The following is a 21,122-nucleotide window of genomic DNA, read 5'->3' on the forward strand; positions in this document are numbered from 1 at the left end:
GATAAATTTTAAGGTAATACTAATCTAGTTTCAATTTTTTGTAGAATAATGGTTTCTTTAAAAATAACCATTTAGCCTTAAGGCCTACTTCGGTAAACTCAAACCCTGCAGCTGTGGCAGAAGCAATATTACTGTACTTGCCATATATACTTAAGCTAAAGCGTTTAGAGAATTGATGTAATACAGACGCTTCGGCCCTAAATATATTGGTGTTCGGGTCATCTTCTACTTGTTGTATACCTGTTGCTGCGCTTATTGCATAGCTTGTTTTTTCTGATATTTTACCGCGAAGGTCTGCAAAAAGCTCCACCGCTTGATACTTTTCTGGACTAAAATATATAGTAGGCACTTGATCTTTAAAGGTTATATATTGATAATTTAGCCCCATTTTTAAGGCTGGTTTTCGCAGTATATTATAGTATAAAGAAGTAAATAAAAGGTTTCTTACATTTTCATCACTTTGTTGTGTATGCATTAATTGGGTGTACCATCCAAAATTAACGTTGGTGCCTAAATTATAATTTAAACCGTAGTGGTTTTGTACAATTTCACGCTCTATTAATTCAGCATTAAAACTTTGTACTTCTCTTTGGTAACCCAATGTTAAGTTTTGAAGCTTAAAAGGTTGTAAATCTAATTTTATATCAAGAACAGGCTGTGTATATGCTTCATCTAAAAACCTAGAGTTGTTAAAACCTAATACCGTTTTTAAAACAGTCTTAGGGAATAGTTTATATTGTAAACCCATTAATGCTACATGAGAAGTGGCTTTGTTATCTGTCACCGTATTTTCGGTAGATCTAAAGAAATAAGAAAAGGTGGTTCTAAATTTGGTAGAAAAAGGCACATCGACCGTAGTATTGGTATAGAAGGCGGTATTATTACCATTATCAAAAGTATAAGCGGCATGCTCTTCTATAGTAGGGGTATGCATTAAGTTCAATTTTTCTATAAACCCTTTGGCATCTTTTTGATTCTTATAAAACTTTAGTGTCTGGTTGGCCATTTTGTACGCAGGTACGATTCGATCTGAAGCAAAAAGTGCATTTGCCTTACCAAGATTACCATCAAAAGAAGCACTGTCATTTACCAATATTCTGTCATAGCTTTTAACGCTTGATTTTGCATCGCCCGTATATAGCCCTAAAGTTGCCCTTAACGCATGTATCCAGTTTCTATTTTTATAATGTACTTCTAAACTATCTATCATTTTTTTCGCATTTATAAATTTTCTATTCCAGATCAATGCTTGTACATATCTATCATATGTATTTTCGGTAAGAGCCACATCATCTATTTTGTCCACTTTATTCGTAGCTCTCTTCGATGTAAGTAATGCTTCTTTATCATCCTCGTCAATATGATGTGCCAATGCTATACCGTTTAAGGCGGTAATGGAATCTTTTTGATTTGTGGCATAACGAGCATACATACTTTTTGCTTTATCTGCCTGTTTGGTAATTAAATAGAGATTGGCAAGGTTAATAAGTACATCTTTGTCATTAGGGAAATCTTCAAATATTTTTTTTAATGTTTGCTCTCCTTTCTTATACTGTTGGTCATTTACAAAACTATTGGCATAACCTAGTCGCATAAACTTTCGTGAAATTTTAGCACTTTCATTTTCTGGTTGAAGAGCTTTTGCTTTTTCTACCCACCTTAAAGCAAGTTTATATTCTTTAAGGTTGCTTAACGTATTTGCATAGCCTAGCACAGCACCAAATTTATCTGGAAATTTTTCAACCAAATCTGCATATAAAGGCTTCGCCTGTTCGTATTCTTTTGCCCATAAAAAAGATTCATTGTAATTGATCAATATTTCAAAATCTCCTGGGTATTCCTTTAATAGGTCCGCAAACAAGTTAGTTGCTTTTTTAGGCTCGCCACTTAGCCCTACAGCCCTGCCATAGCAAAGTTTTGCAGTTTTGTTAGTAGGGTCGTTTGTAAGGTATTCAGCAAAAAAATCTTCTGCTTCTTGAAAATTACCTTGCTCTAATAAACCAAAGCCTTTGGTCATATCAGATTGCGCATTTAGCAATGATGTGGTTACTAGAAAAAGGAATAATATTTTACGAATCATTTTAAGGTAAGATTAATACTACAAATACCTAACGGTAATTATTGAAATTTATTAGTCGCGATTAACAATGTAAAGGTAAATGCCCCTTCATAATTCCCGAAGTAAGATAATTGCCATTGGTCTACAGTAATGTGCAAGCCACCTAAACCACACCAAAATAAATGGCGATTGTACTGAAATTTGCCTTGAATGAAAATATAATTAAAGGCACTTAACATAATAGATATGACAACAAGTAAAAGAATACTTACAAGCTTCTCACCAGAGCAATTGTTAATGACAAGTATTGCGGTTCTTATCATTGGAGGTAATTATATAGCAAACCAATTTTTAAGCAGGGTATTTACCGGTACATCTAATGGTACGGCTTTCTTGTTGACCAGTTTTGTAATATTATTGGGGTTATTTGGGTTTGCGTATCATCATATAATAACAAGGGATTCTACTATTTATAATACCAATTATGACTTGGCATATCAAAGAGTCAAAAAATTTATTGTATGGATAGCATGTTATGAGTTGGTACATATAACCATTAGTTATATGCAACTATTTTTTATAAAGCATTATATGGGTGTTTTGGAAGCAGAATTATATGCATCAATAACCTTAATAGGGCATTTTGTCTATTTTATTTTTTGGGTGGTTTCGGTAATTCTCATATCTCATATAGTTGAAAGAGGTGAACAAGGTAAGATGGCTAACTCTAGAATTTTAAAATATACTATTATGGGCTTATTGGTTGCCATTTTAGTTGCTTTTTTTTGTGCATTATTTTCAGAACCTATTCTACAGAAAATATATAAGAATACTTATAGCACCGTATCAACATTGCTATGGCAATTTATTCTGGCTTCAATTTTATTTGCCATTTCAAGCGTGATAACCTTTTACTATTTATCATTGAAAAAATTTACGCCAGTAATCATCTCTGCTGTTGTAGGAATTTCTCAAATTCTTATAATCACCTTCTTGCATAATAGCTTGTCGATTATTGTACAAGTGCATATTATAGCAATGGTTGCGCTACTATTGGCTCACCTACTTTTCATCACCCACAATAGTATACTTAGTAAATTCAGTTAATGGCTAACCAGCTAAACATGTGGAACGCATTGCATGTCGATGCTAATGGGTTTAGCGCTATACCATGTTTAATTAATAACATAAAATTATTTAAATGATTGATTATGTGAACCTTATGTAGTTTGTTTTTTGTTTAACTAGTGATTTTTCCCATTCGTCTATAGTAACCGTTCACCCACCTAAAAGCAGACAAAAAACCATTGTCTTAGTTAGATATTTGTATCAGAATAACCAAATAGAATTTAAAACTTAACCTTATGAAACTTGCAATTGTAACCGCATACCCCCCAAGTAAAGTTACGCTGAACGAGTACGGATATCACTTGGTAAAACATTTTAGATTACAAAAAGAGGTAACTGAAATTATTCTGATTACAGATAAAACTAAAGGAGAAAAAGACCTGAACTTTAATGAAAAAGGGTGTAAAATTACTGTCAAAGAATGTTGGAACTTTAATGACTACACTAACTTGATCAAGGTTAACAAGGTCATTTCTGGTACTAAACCAGATGCTGTACTCTTTAATCTTCAATTTCTAAAGTTTGGAGATAAAAAAATACCGGCTGCGTTAGGGCTAATGCTTCCTTTGTTATGTAAAATGAAAGGCATACCAACCATTTCGTTATTACATAATATAATGGAGCAGGTAGATTTAAATAATGCGGGGATTACATCAAATAAGTTTTTACAAAAGATTTACCGTTGTATTGGTAATCTGCTTACAAAATTTGTTTTGGCTTCAGATATTGTTGCCGTAACTATCGGAAAGTACCAAACAATATTAGAAAACAAATATCAATCTAGAAATGTGGCTTTAATTCCACATGGCTCGTTTGAGACTCCTTCAGAACCAGATTATACCTTACCTGCCGGACCTAAAAAAATATTGGCTTTTGGAAAATTCGGTACCTATAAAAAAGTGGAGATATTGATAGAGGCAGTAGAAATGATCAGAAAGCGTTCTAAACAAGATATAGAAATTGTGATAGCGGGTACAGATAGTCCTAACACGCCTGGATACTTAAACAATGTTAAAAAGATATATGCCCATGTTAAACAATTATGTTTTACAGGGTATGTAGAAGAGGCAAAAGTAGCCACTATATTTGAGGAAAGCGCTGTTGTAGTATTTCCATATACGTCTACTACCGGTAGTTCTGGAGTATTGAATCAAGCGGGTAGCTATGGTAAAGCAGTTGTCTTGCCAGATTTAGGAGATTTAGGTACATTAATTAAAGAAGAAGGGTATAAGGGCGAATTTTTTAATGCAAACAGTGCTTCATCATTGGCAGATGCATTAGAGAATATATTGGTACATGATTCGTATAGAGAATATTTGGCAAAGGCTAATTACAGGGCCGCCAACTTATTGCCGATGTCTAAAATCACCAAAAAATACATTGAATATTTTAAAGTAATACAAGTTGCAAAATCTAAAGGATTCACCTTAGATGTTCCTTTAGTAGAGAAAAATATAGTGTTTTAAACACTACAGTTAGGTTAAGTGCAAATAGGAGTAGTGTGGTTAGCTGCTCCTTTTTATCAATTCTCTATAATAATACCGATTGCTAATATGAACTAAAAACTATTACAATTCTTACACAGCTAAATAGCGAAATAATTGGTGCCCTAGCTTAAAATCAGTTGTTTAGGTAGGTAAGAGTCAACTGTTAAATTATAAAATTTTCTTAAAAACCTACAATTTTTTAAAATTACCACGTTATATGTAGGTTAAATCTTACGTAATAAACCATGAAAATACTAACTATTGATGATCAACAGCTTATTCTTTTGTCTGTTGAAAAAAGACTTACTGAACTTGGCTATGATGTGTTGACTGCTGATTCTGGCCTCAAAGGAATTGATTTGTTCGACTCTTTTGAACCTGATCTAGTTCTAGTGGATATTAACATGCCCGATATTTCTGGATTAGAGGTTGTACGGCATATTAAAAATAGCGATAGAGGTAATACTCCTGTTCTAGTAATGTCAGGTAACACAGAAGAAGCTATTATTATGGATGGCTTTACATTGGGTATAGACGATTACATGAAAAAGCCAGTGAGCTTATCAGAAATGTCTGCACGAATTAAAAGGCTGATAGGAGCCCCTGTTGTAGAACAAAAATCCGAAATTACAAGTAGTGGAAGAATGCTACAAAAGAATTGTGTTGGGGTTGTTATTCCTTGTTATAATGAAGAAGAACGTCTTTTAGGTACCGAGTTTAAAGATTTCGCCCATAGTAACCTTGGGTATCATCTTTGTTTTGTCAACGATGGTAGTACAGACAATACCTTAAAGGTATTAGAAGAATTAAGAAAGGGCAACGAGAGTAATATAAGTATATACGATTGTGAGAAAAATGGAGGTAAGGCTGAAGCTGTTCGTTTAGGAATGCTTCATATGGCGAAAGATACTCAGTTAGACTATATAGGATTTTTAGATGCCGACCTTTCCACAGATTTTAGGGATTTTGATGATCTGGTCGAAACTCTAGATAAATCGAATTTTAAAATAGTAAGTGGATCTAGAATGAGTAGAATGGGCGCCGATATTACCAAAGAATCTGCCCGTAAGGTGATCAGTATGACTATTAACCTGATTATTAGAACCATATTAAGAATGCCTTTTAACGATACACAATGCGGAGCAAAAGTTATGGACCGCTCTGTGGTACCGTTACTTTTTAATAAATCATTTATTACCAAATGGTTGTTTGACGTTGAAATGTTTATTCGTATGAGAAAGCATTATGGTAAAACCGAAGCTAAAAAACTTATTTGTGAGCAGCCTTTAAAACGATGGATCCATGCAGATGGTTCTAAATTGTCGATGAAAGATTCTGTGAAAATTGTTGGCCAATTAGCAAAAATAGCTATCGTTTACAGGTAATACCCATTAAAACAAACCCTCTTTAAACCACCTTTATCTTATGTCAACAATAAAGTTAGCACTAAAGCGAATTTCCCCTAAACAATTGTTTATGGTTAGCGCTTTGCTTGTAAATGGCGGTAATTACCTATATAATTTATTATTGGGTAGATTGTTAGGTCCCGAGGCTTTTGCAGATGCTGCTTTGTTGGTGACATTACTCTTGGTATTGTCTTTTGTTGGTATGACTTTTCAATTGGCTACCACCAAGTTCGCAGTACTGTTTTCTGATCAAACCTGGGTGACTTTCAAGAATACCATGTATAGATACGCTCTTGTATTTGGTGTGTTTACGGGTATTTTAGTACTCATTTTTTCAAAAAACCTTCAAACGCTTTTCAATACACAAAATCATTATATGTTCATGATTTTTGCCGTTGCCATACCCTTGTACTTTGTTATGAGCGTAAATAGGGGTCGATTTCAAGGAGGACATGATTTTAGCAAATTGGCTGCTACCTACCAAACAGAAATGTGGAGTAGATTGTTACTAACGTTCGCGCTTCTTTTATTGCTGCCTTTTGAACCTGGTATTTTAATTGCCACAGGTATTTCCCTTTCTTTTGTTTTCGGACTGTTTCCTTCAGATTTTAAGGGAGTCAAGGTGTTTTCGAAAGAAAGATTGTCTACGGTAGATTTAAAACAAGTATGGATTTTTATTGGCTTGACCGCAGGGTATGAACTTACGCAAATCATAATTAATAATAGTGACATCTTATTGGTGAAACATTATTTTGATGATAAGCAGGCTGGTCTATATTCATCATTGGCTTTGATCGGTAGGGTAGTGTATTTTGTAGCTTGGATGTTTGTAATGTTACTGATGCCAACGGTTATTCAAAAACAAAAAGATGGCGAGCCTACCGCACCGGTACTTTTTAAGTACGTATTTTTTATTGGAACATTATCAGCATTTATAGTGGCGGTTTGTTATCTGTTGCCCAACTTGATTATTACGTTAATGTTCGGTGATGCTTATTTAAGCATTGCTCCTTTACTTTGGAAATATGCTTTGGCAACTTCATTATTTGCCGTGTCCAATATTTTTGCATACTATTTTTTATCCCTCAATCAGTACTCACCGGTAATATTATCTGGATTGTTAGGCTTTTCTCAAGTGGCATTGATCATGCTTTATCATGATGCTCTTGAAACTGTTGTACACATGCAGATCATTGCAATGGTAATTCTACTGGTTGCCCAACTATTATTCTTCATTATTAAGAATAAAACCGATTCTAAAATTATAAAAGAACAACAAAAATCGTAAGGAGTTTATCGCCTACGTCACTTTATATAACCTAGTTTATTAAAATTAACCACAAATGAAATTAGCAATTGTAACCGCATATCCGCCTAGTAAAGTAACCTTAACAGAATATGGTTATTATTTGGTGAAGCACTTTAGGCTTCAAGAAGAAGTAACGGAACTGATATTGATTACCGATCGTACCAATGAACCGAAAGATTTGAATTTTGAAGGTGAAGGTTGTAAAATAACGGTTAAAGAATGTTGGAGCTTTAATAACTACGGGAATATTTTTAGCATTAGTAAGACTATCTCTCAAACGAAACCGGATGCCGTTCTTTTTAATCTACAGTTTTTAAAGTTCGGAGATAAAAAAATACCTGCGGCTTTGGGGCTTATGCTACCATTTATTTGTAAATCTAAAGGAATACCAACAATATCTTTATTGCACAATATACTTGAACAGGTAGATTTGGAAAATGCCGGTTTTACTAAAAATAAAGTATTACAAAGTATTTACAATTTTATAGGAACAACGTTAACCAATTTTGTTTTAGCTTCAGATATTCTTGCGGTGACCATAAGTAAATACGTGACAACCTTAGAACAGAAATATAAGGTTAAGAATGTAGCTCTAATACCTCATGGTGCTTTTGAAACCCCACCGGAACCAGATTTTAAACTTCCTGAAGGACCAAAACAAGTTATGGCCTTTGGTAAGTTTGGTACCTATAAAAAAGTAGAGATTCTAATAGAGGCCGTTGAGGAGATCAGATCAAGAAGCAATGCCGATATTGAAATTGTTATCGCAGGTACTGATAGCCCTAATACCCCTGGTTATCTAGATGAAATGAAACAAAAATATAGTCATGTACCTCAAATTAGGTTTACAGGTTATGTGGCAGAAGAAGATGTGCCTAAAATATTTGGAGATAGTGCCGTTACCGTTTTTCCTTATACATCAACCACAGGTAGCTCGGGAGTTTTACACCAAGCCGGTAGTTATGGTAATGCCGTTGCCTTACCTGATTTAGGTGATTTAAGCGTTCTTGTTAAAGAAGAGGGGTATGTTGGTGAGTTTTTTGACGCCCGCGATACGTCATCTTTGGCAAATGCCATTGAAAAAATTATTTCAGATGATTCATATAGAATTCAATTGGCCAAACAAAATTATAGAGCGGCATGTTCGCTACCAATGTCGGCCATTACACAAATGTATATAGATTACTTTAAGGCCATTCAGAAATCTAAAGCGTCTGGTTTTAATATTGATATATCGACTATGGAGAAGAAATTGGTTCATTAGAATCGATATGGTTAGTGTTTAAGGGCTGATTAGTCACCAGCCCTTTTTAATAATAAAATATGTTACTCCTTCTTTTTTACGACGAGTTCGGAATAGGAAGGTTTTTTGTTTCCTAATGTATCTAAGCAGCCAAAATAGTGCTGTTTTTTTGTTTTCCAAGGTAAGCTTCCTGCCACTGCACTTGGTACCTTTTCAAAATCGTACAAGGTCCAGAACATATACGGTACCTTGTTCTCCCTTAATATTTGCTGTATTTCGCTATAGTACTCTTTTTGCCCTTCTTGGTCTGCTCCTCTATAAAAATTCCATGCTCCCTTATAAGATGAAATTCCATATTCTTGAAGTAGTTTAGGTTTGTTGGGCACTGCAGTACTTAACGTTTCATAGGTGGTTTTAAAATCTTCAACATCCTTATAGTAATGGAAGGATACAAAATCTACCTTGTTGGCTAGTTCTATGCCGGCTTCGGGAGTAGACCAACCTATGGTAACCGGGTGGTTTTTATCCCATTTTTTAATGTTGGCGATCATTTGTTCTAACCAGCTCAATACGCGTAATCGCCCGCGGGCACCAAAGTCTAGGTCCGGTTCGTTTTTGATATCCCAACCCAATAATGCGGGGTGGTCTTTAACGGCATTTACTATTTGTTGGGCATGTCTATGTGTCAATGTCCAATTAGAGACATCATAATCTCCATAGAAATCAAATAAAGTTATTAGCACGTCTAACTGATAGGCTTCTGCACTGTCTAAAAGTGTTTTTAAAAAGTTGAGCTTCTTTTGGTCTACCTTGTTCTTACCAAAATCTTCATATTGGATAAATATACGAATGGTATTGAGCCCCATATCTTGTATGATCTTAAAATCTTGCTTAATAATTGAGTCGTTAAATTTCTTGCCAAACGTATCCCAAGGAGAATCTTTGGGGTAATAATTTATTCCTTTTATCTGTTCAACTTTCTTCAGTTGGATATTTATGTTTCTAGGTTCTTCGGGAAGTGTATCTGGAGGAGAAGGAATTTCTTTTAAATGCCTTATGCGCCAAAAACCATCTTCTAAAAGCATCATTACTTGGTAACTGGTGGTGTCTCTTTCGGTCATCACTAAGGTCTCTCCTTCATAAATCTCTTGATATTCTTCAACATTGTAATCTTTAAATACAACCATTGTACCATCGGCAGTATAAAAATCTAAGGCAGAATTATGGTTTAGGGTAGTGCGCTTGTACCAATGATTGTTTTTTTTGTTGATGTCGATAATATCGTAAAGTCTAGCTCTGGCACTATCGGTGTAGAAATCTTCAATACCGTAGCGGTCATTTTTTTTATAAGCTATGTTTCTTACATGCCAGGCATTCATATAATCATTGGTTATCTCGGCCAAGGCTTGATCTTCCATAGGCCTACCTGGGTTGTCTAAACTAACCCAATCCATATTTGGTTTGTAGACATCTTCCATAGGCACTTCTAAATGTAGCATAGATGTTTTATCAGCACCGGTATTCATAAATGCCCAAGCCGCCCCAATACCATAGAGAATTAGCCCATTAATAGCTAAAAAGGTGAGTATAAGTACTGTTCTGTACAACGTTTTATTCAACTGTATCGCCATCTATATCTTTTATGAATTCTTTGGTTATACCAGCAGCGCTGATCTTAAGTTTATACTTGCCCGCTGCTAAGAAATATTCTCCCAAATAAATATTACACACTCCGTTTTTGGTAGTGGTTTTCTTTGAGGTAACAAAAGCACCGTTCATATCATAGATATCTAGCTTTAAAAGCAAGCCATCTGGTATTAACTGTTTCATGAAACTTTCAAACGGACCTACATCAATATTTCTATTGCCTTTAGAGAAATGAACAGGATAATCTTTTATAGCGGCTTTAAAAGTAAAGTTGTCCGTATTGCTTTCGGCTGCCCCGGTTACAAAGGCTTGTATTTCCCACGTTGCCGCCTTATCCGGATGTAATGTTTTTGCTTCTGCTACGCCGTTTATTGTGGTGCCAATGGTATATAGATAGGCATCTTGATCATTCTTTATTACAAAGGTTACCAAGGTGCCATTGGTTACAATGTTGCCGTATTGATCTTTGATAACGTCAGATTTAAAAGTTATGATCTGGTTGCCGTCAGCATAGTTGTGGGCACTTGAACTGCTTATTGAAAAATTGACCGCGTTATCTGGGTAAACTATGGTAGCAAGTTCTTTTGACGATGTTCCGTTGCACTCGGCGGTTACCAATATTCTTCCCGACTTTAATGTTGATCTTACATTATAAAAAGCAAAAAAGCTTTCTGTCTCAATTTGTAGCTCATCAATGTTATCTTGAAATTGATATTTGACCGTAACGGGTGTACCATCATCTAACGGATTGTCATACGCGTCGGTGGGGGCAATGGTTAGCATAGAGAAATCGTTGTTTCCAGCGGTAACACTGCGGGGCCCAAAATAAGATTCTATATATGTTGCTTTCGGGGCATTTGTTGCAATATCGAATGTACCTTTTTGTAGTGTATGGCCATCTACTAAAAGTTTCCATCTACACGGACCGGCAACTCTTGTATAGTTTTTCGGAATTTGGAATACAATATCCTCTTTTTTCGATACATCGGGCGACAATAGCACACTACCAAAGGCATTTTTTATCTGTAATTTAATATTGTTGATGTCTGTATCGGCTTTAAAGGTCAATGATATAGCTTCGCCCGCTATACTATTGGTAATATTGGAAACGAGGTCAACTTTAGGGTATACTACTTTGCTAGGTTGTTCTTCTTGTTTATCGGAACAACCTATTAGTATAAGACTTAAAATGAATACTATTCTAATGCGCATACTATTTTGGATTACCTATATAACTGTTAATCTCAAACTTTAGATACTCAAATCCTTTGCCATTAAAAGGTTGGGTTTGCTGTTTACCATGTATTATTTTTCTATTCGGAAAAATTTTGTCAGCAACCGCTTTGTTGGGTAAGCCGTTTACAAAAACATTTTCTAGACTACTGTTTATGACTTCTAAACTATCTAACTCTAACGGTTTGTAATTAAAGAATTGCTTACGCTGTATACGTACACCTTCGGTTATAAATTTATGATCCACCCATAACAGTTCGCTATTTTCATCGTAATAAGATATAATCAATTGCGGTATGGTCACCTCTTGTACTCCCGAATTGAATAAAACCCCATCAAAACCTTGTTCGGTATATTTCAAGTCTTGTAGAGCAACATGTTTGTATAAATCGGTATTTGCGGTGTTACCGGCAGATTGCAAATTAAACTTGGTAGGTTGCTCTTCAAAACTTACCGGTGTAAATTGGTCTGGATCAAAAGTTGGGGGTAAGGTGTCTTTGGTAGATGACCAGGCTATACCTTCAAAATTTATTTTGAACGTAGTAGTTTCTTTGGGCATCAACTTGTGTTTGATCTGGTGCTTTGCATTGTAATTTGCCAGCTCTTTGTTGTCATCATTGTACAAGGTTGCGTTGATAACCACATCGGCAGGTGTATTATCAACATTTTGTAGTTCGCCTATTACGCTGTATTGCCCTTTGTACTTCACCAGTTTTGCTGACAAAATTTCCAGTACCGGTTGTTTTAGAACATCTTCATGATAGGTTTCCTGCGTTGTTATTTTTCGTCGACCGTGATTGTAATAAGTGGTACCGTTCGCAGTAAATAATTGATCTGGCGGTATGTCATTGTCAACCTTCTCAGATTTAATGTACCACTTGTTTTTACGTTTTACGAGTTCGTGATAGTCATTGTTAAAGACATTTTCCAATGGAGTGATCCATCTGGTCGCTACTTTTGCTTTGGCGCTATTTTCAGTTTCGTCATAGATTTCAATGCCAAGGGAGTCTAGTTTTGCATAAGAACTTAAAATACCATCGGTTACCGAAACCTCTAACATGTACTGTGCAATATCAATATTATCCTCTGGATCTAAATAAGAATGAGCTGTTGAGAATTCTTTAAAATCCAAAGCATCATAATAGGATTCCACTACGTTGTTGGGCGATAATTGAGCAACGTTTTTGACGTAAAATATATACATACCATATCCTAAGCAAATCAATACTAACAAAGCCCACCAATGAGAAAAAGTCAATAGTTTAGGAGGGAATCTATTGTACGGTAATTCTAATTTCATAAAAGAATGTTCCGGCATTTTCTTAGACTTTAACAGCCTTACCCATATCATTTGGATGTTTACAAAAATTGCGATAAGAACGGTTGTTAGCGGAATGATACCCCACATAATCTTCATGATAGTGGGCACGTCTTGCTTGGGCATAATTTGCGGTATGGGTGCCACATTAAGTTTTTCCCATACCATAATACCATTCTCTAATTGTTGCAAACGCTGCCAACCACAGTAGTATAGTATAGGATCATAGAATTTATCATTGGAGAATATATACTTTAAGTTGTATTTCTCTGGTACGGTCAAAAACTGTTGTAATGACCCTATACCTTCTACACCTCTAAATTTAGAGTTCTCTATTCTTTCAATGGCCCTAGTAGTCAATTCGGGCAATCGCCTTGCGGAATGGTAGTTGCCATCTACGGTCATTGCACCGCTTTGGGCGGATAACCATGCCATTTGATCCCCAAAACCAAGCGGAAGGTAGCGCCAAGAATCATGGGAATCTGCGCCTAAAAAGTTTACTATGGGCAGCATTTTTATTTTTGCGGGTTGTGAAGGCCTAAAGTACCCCAAGGTCATGGTGAAAAGTACCATAAACAACATGCCCCCGGCAATGAGACCACCTAAGACCCTATGGTAAACTCCACCAAACTTAGACTGTATTAGCACTTTTAGGTCGCCTTCTACCATGCGGTATGCGAATTCGGCAAAAATGGGCAATGCCATAATAGTCGCCCATAAGGTAAACCTATCTAGCGTAAGAATATTGAAGGCAGTTTCACCAAGCATCATCAATGGTATCGGTGTAGTTCCACCAGTTCCCAATATGGTCAGTAAGGCGAACGATAAACCGAAGAAAACATATCGTTTACTAAAATATCTGTAAAAGAAATAGGGGAGTATAAATAGAAATACACCCCAAGGAATAATAAAAAACACCAGTCCAGATGAAGTTACCTCCAAGAAATTATCTCTAGATCCATGTGGTATGGCGACTTGTGTAATGGGGTTTCTTTTGGAATTGTACCAGTAAGGAAAAATACAGAATACAAGTAAAAATATAGCAGTGCCGCCGAATTTTGCTATGCGCCAAAAATGCTGTAAAGTTGTACCCCAAAATACTTTAAATGTTAGGGCTTTATAGGAATTGACTTTTTCCCTAGCCGCATCCATAACCGCCATGCCCATTAGTGGGGCTATAAAGAATACCATACCAAAAAGAGGGGTAACATGATGCGATGTTACCGTTACTGCCAACATGGTAGCAGATGTTATAAAATACCGTGTTTTACCTGTCTTGATCCAAAGGTAAATTTCGGTCATGGCATGTAGTAAGATCGATAAGGCCGAAACGCTGGGCAGTTGCCCGAAAATGTGCAGTGTTTCTACAAATGTTGAAGAAAATACGGCCATAACGGCACCATAACCAGCAATTCTACGGCTTCCTGTCATAAGCAGGGTATACCTGTAGGCGCCGGTAATAAAGAGTACTATAGCGATTAATGCCACCGCATACATACCGAATTTGAGTCCGCCAATATAAGAAAGGATTCCAATGAGTTGGTGCACTAAAGGAGGATAAGATTGTACCGTAAAACCGGTGTACCATCTATATTCCCAAGGATCAAACCAACTATTGGCATAATGATCCGCAAAAAATAGATGTATCAATGCATCGTAGGTAGACTCTAGTGTAAAGAAAATGGCAGAACCATGAAAAGCTAGCCCTACGATTAAAGCTAATATTAAGAGGGTATTGGTTTTTTTTTCCAAGGTTTAAGTAAGCATCAAAATCTATTAAAAGTATTAAATATATGAGTTGATGATTACAATAGAAAGGGAAATTTTAAAATATTAGTAATATAATACCTACAGGCTTTTTTGTGTGAGCGAGTGTTTATAGAAAATTGAAATACAATTACCATTGCATAAGATACTTATTTCATAAAGTTGATAAGCGTACAAAACTATTTTTCAAAGTCTATCTTTGTACTTTATTCTGTAGGTATTGAGCAAAATTCAAGTTTATATTTTAGATACGATCAAATCGCTAACTCAATTTTTGGGGAGTACCAACTTTACCAAATCTGTATTAACGGTAATTGCCGTGGTTACTCCTTTGGCCATTGGTATTTCTACGGGATATGCTGAAATCGGCGTAGCTATTTGTTTTGGTGCATTTTGGTGTAATCCTAGTGATGTTCACGGTAGCCTAAAGCACAAAGTATATGGCATTTTATTCTCTGCTGCCTTGGTTATGGTCGTAAGTTTTATTGGAGGGTATTTGCACTTTTCCCCATGGCTGTCATTGGTTATTTTGGGTGTGGTCAGTTTTGCGATATCCATGATCTCTTCTTACGGTTTTAGAGCTTCGCTAATTAGTTTTTCGGGTCTGTTGGCCTTGGTCATAAGTTTTGCACATACACCCGATCAGTTAAAAATTTACGAATATTCGTTGTTGGTTGGCCTTGGCGGAATGTGGTATTTGGCTTTGTCGCTGTTGTGGTTTAAAATAAATCCGAAAGGGCAAACCGAAGAGATTCTGTACGAAACTATTAGTAGAACGGGTAAGTTAATGAAAAAACGGGGCAAGTTGATCAGTGAGCTCTCGAACAGAAAAAAGCTTTTAAAAAGTCTGTTCTTGATGCAAAGCGAATTAACCGAGCAACATGATACCCTTCGTGAAATTCTTATTCTTTCCCGTAAAAATTCTGGTAGATCGGTGTATAATGGCAAACGTGTTTTGGTTTTGGCCCAACTGATAGAAATGTTGGAAACCGCTGGTGCAAATCCTGTAAATTATACCAAGATGGATAAGCAGTTTCAAGCGCATCCGGAGTTTACTGCACTGTTTCAAAATCTTATTTTTGAAATGGCTGAGCAGTTACAAATGATTGCGGCCATAGGTAACAAACCAAAAAAAATACCCAAGCATAACCATCTTAAGGGTCGTTTTGATGACTTGGCATTAAAGATTCAGGAATTGGGCAAAGTGAAAGATGCTAAGTCTTATGAAGCATTTATCATGTTTCAGAACTTTCTTGAATATCAAGAAAAACAGTTTGATAAGATTAAAAGGATCAAGTGGTTATTGAGTGACCATGATGTGGCATCGGAAGAATTTATAGATAAAGAAATTTTAAAACGTTTCTTAATTTCACAAGATTATAGTCCGCGTATCCTGTTAAGAAACCTAAGTTTTAGGTCAACCATTTTTAGGCATTCTCTGCGTATGTCCATTACGCTAATGATCGGTTTTGTATTGGGTAACCTATTCGCTTTTCAGAACGCATATTGGATTTTACTGACCATTATCTTAATAATGAGACCCAATTATGGTTTAACGAAAACACGATCAAAAGATAGAACTGTGGGAACCATTATTGGCGGACTCATAGCAACCGTTATTGTATTTTTAGTACAAGATGTATATGTGTATGCAACTTTGGCTTTGATCTCGTTTGTTATTGCCTTATCGATGCTTCAAAAGAACTATAAGTTATCGGCTATATATGTAACGTTAAGTATCGTTTTTATTTACGGAATACTTCAACCAGATGTAATGACGGTTATACAATATCGTATTTTAGATACGCTATTAGGTGCGGCACTTTCATATTTGGGATTTTTATTTTTATGGCCCAGCTGGAGTTTTCAGGAAATACGTAAAGATGTAGCTAAAAGTGTAGCTGCCAATAGTACATACCTAAAGGAGATTTCAGATTTTTATGTTCATAAAGGTACTGTGCCAACGAGCTATCGTCTGGCACGTAAAAGTGCTTTTTTAGAGACTTCAAACCTTAGTTCTGCATTTCAAAGAATGACGCAAGAGCCGCATTCAAAACAGAAAAATTTAAACAAGATCTATGAGTTGGTAGAGCTTAACCATAATTTCTTATCGGCTTTGGCTTCATTGAGTATTTATATTCAGCACCATACCACTACAGAAGCTTCTGAGCGATTTAATGACATCACTTCTAAAATTAATGAGAACCTTTCGTCCGTTTTGAAAATGCTTTCTGCAGTTTCTAAAAATAACGAGAAAATGAATTTAGATGAGGTGATATCATTTCAAAAGCAACTGCCCAAATTTCAATCTGAGCATGTAAACCTAAGTTCGAACGACACTCATGAATTCAAAAGAAATCATCAAGAAGAACAACTGATTTGGGAGCAGCTACGTTGGTTATATTCATTGAGTGCCAATATGATGAAATTGACTTCTACTTTATAGATGATATCTTAGTGTCCAAGTTTTTTAACTAATCATCATGGTCCATAAGCTCTTGTAGTTTTTCATAAAACTGACCAACATGTAAGCCATCTGCCAAACCATGGTGTACATGAACGGAAACGGACATCTGTTGTTTACCATCTACCGTGGTCATTTTACCAAAACTAATTTTAGGGCAACTATCGGGAAAATCATAATTTCTTGCATGGGATAACGATGTAAAATCGATCCATGGCAAAGACGAGAAATGAATTACGTTTTCTCCTGATAAGGCGGGCATAAGGCTGTTGGAGTTTTTTACCTCTTCTATTCTGGGTGCCGCAAGGTCACAAAATGTTTTAAAATCTTCGTTATAATCTAAATAAGAGAAACCAAAAGTACCGTTAGCACGATCTATGGTGGGCGATGCATTTACGACCTCATATTCATAAACTTTGCCATTATCTATGCGATACCTAAATGCCGATATACTGTTTGCGGCTTTTAAAGATTTATGTAAGTAGTACATAAAGAAAGAATACCCGTTTTCTTTAGACTTTTTGTAAGCTAACGAACAATCTATTTTTGCCGTAATTCCAAAGAAAGGCTCACTGAACTTTGAAAAAAACTCAAAGTGTTCTTTTCTAGACCATTCATCAATATTTAGTTCTTTACGCATCATTTAATTTTCGTTCAAATTGAATTTTAGCTTACAAGATATTGGTTATGGGCGTAATCAAAAAGTTATTTTACAGTATATCTTACAAGCACTTCATTATCTAGAATAACATTGGTTGTCCAAATAAATTTACCATCGTTGCCAGGGTCATCAAATAGTGTAGTGAAATTGGTGTAAGAAGGTTTGTTGGCTACACCTATGGTTTCATTGGTGTATATTGATGCATCTTGCCAATTGGAGTCATCGAAATCGGTTTGCATCCAACCATCTGGAATCTGCCAATGCATGAGTTATATAAATCTGTGGTATACGGAGAACTTTCATTCGTATAATTGGTTTTTGCAGCTGCGGTCCATTTTTACCATCACTAGAAGTAATTTCACCAACATCTGTTTTTCTGCCACGATCACATAAATACAAATCTTCTGCTATTGTAGTGGGTATGCCCTGGCTTACACTTGCAGTACCCGTATATGCTTTTGTTACTGGCTTATCTTTACATTCACCAGTTTTATTTTTAGGCTTCTTTTCTGCACAACCAATAACCAATAATAGTATTAGAAAAAATTTGAGTTTTGTTAAAGGCGTTGTATTCATTTATAGAATTTAATAACCTGTTCTAGTCATTATTCAGGTTTGCTATTAATATAATATGGTGATTTTTAAAAAATAAAAATATTAAGTGAAATAGACCTTTTGGCATTTAAGTGCTTACGGAAAATAGGTTATGTTACTATGTCTTTTTCTTGATGGTAAATGATGCCGTTAACCCTACACTAAAATTTCTTGGTAATTTTTCAACCCCAAAAATTGCTCTTGAATGTTTGCCTTTTTCCTCTAATACCTTAACGAACAGATCTGATGCTCCGTTGACAACAATGGGCGAGTCGTCCCAATCCGGTCCTGATTGAAAATAAGCATCAATGTGGTTAAGTCCTACAATATTTTCAAAACCTATTTTATGGTCTATTTGAGCCAAAACATTTAAGGCACATAATTCCATTGCTTTATACCCTTGTTCCGTAGTGATTTCTTTTCCTAATCTACCTTGATAAAGATAGTTTTGGTTCAATATTGGGAATTGAATTGCGATGTAAGCAATATTTTCTCGCACATTTACTGAAACATAACTGCCACCGGGTGTTGATACCTTTGGGAGTTGCAGCCCTAAATTTTTCAAGTTTTCTTTTGGGGTCATAATTGACACTTTTGTTTTGTCTTATTTTTTCAATAATACTACTGGGTTCTTGGTGGTAAATCACCTTTTTTTGACCATTACCTTTTTAGATTTCTATATCAAAATAGTGCTTCAATTTAGATTCAAACTCACGCTCATCAAAGTTGATTTCTTCTTCATTTTCAAGGTGAGTAATTTTTAATTGCGAATTATTCAGAGTTATTCTTCCGTTAGTTTTTGCTATTGAGATTAGTTTTTTCTTCGTGAAATGGGAATGTTCACTAGTCTGATGAAATTCGCATCTTTTGCTGAATTCAGAAAGTTTGCGCTCTTCGTTTTTAAATATGTATTGGGGTAATACATTAGTGTCCTTTACTTCATTTATTCGGTAATACTCTTTGTTGAATTTATCAAATTGAAACTTTCCAAAGCTATCGGAGATGGTTTGATTCATTTCTAATTTTAAAGGTTCTAAAGAAAATTTTCCAAAACCTACATCAACTAAAAACTGTTTGTTTTCCAAATTCACGATTATTGCCAAATGGTCATATTCAGGACTATAGTCATCGTCTTTTATATGTACTCTAGCTGATATTAATTTTGCATCAAAGCCAATTTGTTTTAATAGACTGTGAAAAAGTCCGTTGAGTTCGTAACAAAATCCTCCACGTCTTTCCTTTACTATTTTTTGATAAATGTCTGGTACCGATAGCTTTATTTTTCTGTTATAATGTATGTCTAAATTTTCGAATGGAACATTTAAAAGATATTTTCTTTGAAGTTTAAAAAGAACATTTTTATGTAGTGCGATAGTGTCTTTAAAATCAATTCTATTTAAATAAGCTTGTACATCCATACTATTCTATCGATGTTATGAACTTATTCAATTTATTTCGTACTGAAATTGGGATTGTTCCATTTTCAACCCAACAGTGCACATCTGAAATATAAATTACTTTGTTCATTTGTATTTATCTATACAAGTATTGTTTCCTAAAGAAAATTAGACTTCGCAAATATGCGAGCATTAATTAAGCAATAAATCGCAAATATGTTAAACGGTGTTAGCAATAGTATTTTTCACTATTATTTCATTCAGTTTCTGTTGGTCAGATTTTGCAATTTTATTCAAATCAAACGTAACTGTAGTTCCGTTTTCTTTCGTTATAATCAACTTTTTTTCTATCAGTTCCGTCTTTTTGATTTCATCAAATCTTAATGTTTTTCCCATAAATGAATTAATACGGACAACAACTCCTTTTTTATTCCATTGAACATAGTTTTTATACCAAAACATTTTACTGAAGTAAATCACCTGAAGGAAAAAGCCGATTGCACTTATACTTTTGTTCAATTTCGGGTTTTCAAATTCAATTAACTCAAAACTCCCTATCAAAATAAAAATTAATGAAAGGATTAGAATAACAATCCAAATCCAATTATTCATATTGTCAAATTGTATTTTTTTCGTTTCCATCTGTGATTAATTTATGTTATTGTCAACAAGTTCGTATAAGGTTGGTTACGATGTTTAAGCACCTAATTTAATAAATACAAAATGAATGAAAAATCTGTAAGGATTTTTGTAGGTATGCTAGTGTTAGCAATAAATTAAACGAGGTGTTGACTACTGGCTTTTTCAATCGTAAATTCTAATTATTTCGCCATTTCCTTTTCCGTTTACACTTCTTACATAGCCGTTAATTACTTTTTTCATTGGTATCGGATTGTGTCCTGGAAAATAGTCTTTGTATTTGTCGTAAGCATCTTCTACCATTCCAGAAGAAACAACATTTACTCTAATTCCGTTTTCAATTTCAAGTGCAACCGCTTGTACAAAACTATGAATTCCACCATTTACCATTGCAGCACTTGTTGTTTTTACAACTGGATCATCTGCTAAAATTCCTGTGGAAAGAGTTATGGAACCATTTGAATTTAAATAATTCTGTCCGATGCGTACAAGGTTTACTTGCCCCATTAATTTACTTTTCAAACCTATGTAATAATCATCTTCGGTAAGTTCATTAAAATCAGCCCATTTGGCTTCTCCAGCGATACAAATTATAGCATCCACTTTTCCAATGTCATCAAACATTGATTTTATTGAACTACTATCGGCTATATCGACATTCACATCTCCATTGGTTCGTCCAGCGATTAAAATTTCGTTTTTTTCTTTAAAATGTGAAACAACAGTTTTTCCTACTGTTCCGTTTCCTCCAATTATTAAAATTTTCATTT

General features: G+C 35.1%; 17 protein-coding genes. 6 read left to right on the forward strand and 11 right to left on the reverse strand.

Annotation, left to right across the window (positions count from 1 at the left end; translation table 11 throughout):
• Positions 1 to 19 precede the first annotated feature (19 nt).
• Complete coding sequence (locus tag DCS95_RS11245) at positions 20 to 2,080, reverse strand: tetratricopeptide repeat protein (protein WP_244178444.1); 2,061 nt, start codon at positions 2,078 to 2,080, stop codon at positions 20 to 22.
• A 225-nt stretch (positions 2,081 to 2,305) separates the two neighbouring features.
• Here DCS95_RS11245 and DCS95_RS11255 point away from each other — a divergent pair, with 225 nt between their 5' ends.
• The 5 genes from DCS95_RS11255 to DCS95_RS11275 all read left to right on the forward strand — a co-directional run bounded on the left by DCS95_RS11255 (position 2,306) and on the right by DCS95_RS11275 (position 8,653).
• Positions 2,306 to 3,166, forward strand: coding sequence for a polysaccharide biosynthesis protein (locus DCS95_RS11255; protein WP_164674172.1), 861 nt, complete (start codon positions 2,306 to 2,308; stop codon positions 3,164 to 3,166).
• Between the two features lie 257 nt (positions 3,167 to 3,423).
• A complete protein-coding gene (locus DCS95_RS11260; RefSeq protein WP_116770862.1) occupies positions 3,424 to 4,653 on the forward strand; it encodes a glycosyltransferase in 1,230 nt (409 codons plus the stop codon).
• Positions 4,654 to 4,919: 266 nt separating this feature from the next.
• Complete coding sequence (locus DCS95_RS11265) at positions 4,920 to 6,059, forward strand: response regulator (protein WP_116770863.1); 1,140 nt, start codon at positions 4,920 to 4,922, stop codon at positions 6,057 to 6,059.
• Between the two features lie 40 nt (positions 6,060 to 6,099).
• Positions 6,100 to 7,368, forward strand: coding sequence for an oligosaccharide flippase family protein (locus DCS95_RS11270; protein ID WP_116770864.1), 1,269 nt, complete (start codon positions 6,100 to 6,102; stop codon positions 7,366 to 7,368).
• Between the two features lie 55 nt (positions 7,369 to 7,423).
• Entirely contained in the window at positions 7,424 to 8,653 is a 1,230-nt protein-coding gene (locus tag DCS95_RS11275) for a glycosyltransferase (protein ID WP_116770865.1), read from the forward strand.
• Between the two features lie 62 nt (positions 8,654 to 8,715).
• On the opposite strand, the gene DCS95_RS11280 is transcribed toward DCS95_RS11275, so the two are convergent.
• The 3 genes from DCS95_RS11280 to DCS95_RS11290 are packed head-to-tail and all read right to left on the reverse strand — an operon-like array spanning position 8,716 to position 14,582.
• The gene (locus tag DCS95_RS11280) at positions 8,716 to 10,263 is read right to left on the reverse strand and encodes a cellulase family glycosylhydrolase (protein ID WP_116770866.1); all 1,548 of its coding nucleotides are present in this window, start codon (positions 10,261 to 10,263) and stop codon (positions 8,716 to 8,718) included.
• Positions 10,244 to 11,491, reverse strand: coding sequence for a hypothetical protein (locus DCS95_RS11285; protein ID WP_116770867.1), 1,248 nt, complete (start codon positions 11,489 to 11,491; stop codon positions 10,244 to 10,246). Before DCS95_RS11285 ends, DCS95_RS11280 begins: the two co-directional genes overlap by 20 nt.
• Position 11,492: 1 nt before the next feature.
• A complete protein-coding gene (locus DCS95_RS11290; RefSeq protein WP_116770868.1) occupies positions 11,493 to 14,582 on the reverse strand; it encodes a hypothetical protein in 3,090 nt (1,029 codons plus the stop codon).
• A 235-nt stretch (positions 14,583 to 14,817) separates the two neighbouring features.
• On the opposite strand from DCS95_RS11290, the gene DCS95_RS11295 reads away from it, so the two are divergent.
• The gene (locus tag DCS95_RS11295; RefSeq protein WP_116770869.1) at positions 14,818 to 17,043 is read left to right on the forward strand and encodes an FUSC family protein; all 2,226 of its coding nucleotides are present in this window, start codon (positions 14,818 to 14,820) and stop codon (positions 17,041 to 17,043) included.
• 28 nt (positions 17,044 to 17,071) lie between these two features.
• On the opposite strand, the gene DCS95_RS11300 is transcribed toward DCS95_RS11295, so the two are convergent.
• The 7 genes from DCS95_RS11300 to DCS95_RS11325 all read right to left on the reverse strand — a co-directional run bounded on the left by DCS95_RS11300 (position 17,072) and on the right by DCS95_RS11325 (position 21,120).
• Positions 17,072 to 17,701, reverse strand: a complete 630-nt coding sequence (locus DCS95_RS11300) for a chloramphenicol acetyltransferase (protein WP_116770952.1) — start codon at positions 17,699 to 17,701, stop codon at positions 17,072 to 17,074.
• Between the two features lie 65 nt (positions 17,702 to 17,766).
• Positions 17,767 to 17,961 carry a hypothetical protein gene (locus DCS95_RS20420; RefSeq protein WP_208630759.1) on the reverse strand — a complete coding sequence of 65 codons (195 nt, stop codon included), beginning with the start codon at positions 17,959 to 17,961 and terminating at the stop codon, positions 17,767 to 17,769.
• A complete protein-coding gene (locus DCS95_RS11305) occupies positions 17,942 to 18,298 on the reverse strand; it encodes a hypothetical protein (protein ID WP_208630760.1) in 357 nt (118 codons plus the stop codon). The genes DCS95_RS20420 and DCS95_RS11305 overlap by 20 nt, the downstream gene beginning before the upstream one ends.
• 136 nt (positions 18,299 to 18,434) lie before the next feature.
• Entirely contained in the window at positions 18,435 to 18,899 is a 465-nt protein-coding gene (locus DCS95_RS11310) for a RidA family protein (protein ID WP_116770870.1), read from the reverse strand.
• An 85-nt stretch (positions 18,900 to 18,984) separates the two neighbouring features.
• Positions 18,985 to 19,734, reverse strand: a complete 750-nt coding sequence (locus DCS95_RS11315) for an arylamine N-acetyltransferase family protein (protein ID WP_116770871.1) — start codon at positions 19,732 to 19,734, stop codon at positions 18,985 to 18,987.
• A 198-nt stretch (positions 19,735 to 19,932) separates the two neighbouring features.
• Complete coding sequence (locus DCS95_RS11320) at positions 19,933 to 20,355, reverse strand: hypothetical protein (RefSeq protein WP_116770872.1); 423 nt, start codon at positions 20,353 to 20,355, stop codon at positions 19,933 to 19,935.
• Between the two features lie 162 nt (positions 20,356 to 20,517).
• Positions 20,518 to 21,120, reverse strand: a complete 603-nt coding sequence (locus DCS95_RS11325; protein ID WP_116770873.1) for a short chain dehydrogenase — start codon at positions 21,118 to 21,120, stop codon at positions 20,518 to 20,520.
• Between the last annotated feature and the right edge of the window lie 2 nt (positions 21,121 to 21,122).

The sequence above is a fragment of the Maribacter litoralis genome (genome assembly GCF_003075045.1).
GTDB lineage: Bacteria > Bacteroidota > Bacteroidia > Flavobacteriales > Flavobacteriaceae > Maribacter > Maribacter litoralis.

Excerpts from the sequence above, each read along its gene's own strand:
- DCS95_RS11280 (WP_116770866.1), bottom strand. The coding sequence starts at position 10,263 with ATGGCGATACAGTTGAATAAAACGTTGTACAGAACAGTACTTATACTC.
- DCS95_RS11265 (WP_116770863.1), top strand. The coding sequence starts at position 4,920 with ATGAAAATACTAACTATTGATGATCAACAGCTTATTCTTTTGTCTGTT.
- DCS95_RS11285 (WP_116770867.1), bottom strand. The coding sequence starts at position 11,491 with ATGCGCATTAGAATAGTATTCATTTTAAGTCTTATACTAATAGGTTGT.
- DCS95_RS11270 (WP_116770864.1), top strand. The coding sequence starts at position 6,100 with ATGTCAACAATAAAGTTAGCACTAAAGCGAATTTCCCCTAAACAATTG.
- DCS95_RS11315 (WP_116770871.1), bottom strand. The coding sequence starts at position 19,734 with ATGGATGTACAAGCTTATTTAAATAGAATTGATTTTAAAGACACTATC.
- DCS95_RS11300 (WP_116770952.1), bottom strand. The coding sequence starts at position 17,701 with ATGCGTAAAGAACTAAATATTGATGAATGGTCTAGAAAAGAACACTTT.
- DCS95_RS11320 (WP_116770872.1), bottom strand. The coding sequence starts at position 20,355 with ATGGAAACGAAAAAAATACAATTTGACAATATGAATAATTGGATTTGG.
- DCS95_RS11255 (WP_164674172.1), top strand. The coding sequence starts at position 2,306 with ATGACAACAAGTAAAAGAATACTTACAAGCTTCTCACCAGAGCAATTG.
- DCS95_RS20420 (WP_208630759.1), bottom strand. The coding sequence starts at position 17,961 with ATGCAAACCGATTTCGATGACTCCAATTGGCAAGATGCATCAATATAC.
- DCS95_RS11325 (WP_116770873.1), bottom strand. The coding sequence starts at position 21,120 with ATGAAAATTTTAATAATTGGAGGAAACGGAACAGTAGGAAAAACTGTT.
- DCS95_RS11275 (WP_116770865.1), top strand. The coding sequence starts at position 7,424 with ATGAAATTAGCAATTGTAACCGCATATCCGCCTAGTAAAGTAACCTTA.
- DCS95_RS11310 (WP_116770870.1), bottom strand. The coding sequence starts at position 18,899 with ATGACCCCAAAAGAAAACTTGAAAAATTTAGGGCTGCAACTCCCAAAG.
- DCS95_RS11305 (WP_208630760.1), bottom strand. The coding sequence starts at position 18,298 with ATGAATACAACGCCTTTAACAAAACTCAAATTTTTTCTAATACTATTA.
- DCS95_RS11260 (WP_116770862.1), top strand. The coding sequence starts at position 3,424 with ATGAAACTTGCAATTGTAACCGCATACCCCCCAAGTAAAGTTACGCTG.
- DCS95_RS11245 (WP_244178444.1), bottom strand. The coding sequence starts at position 2,080 with ATGATTCGTAAAATATTATTCCTTTTTCTAGTAACCACATCATTGCTA.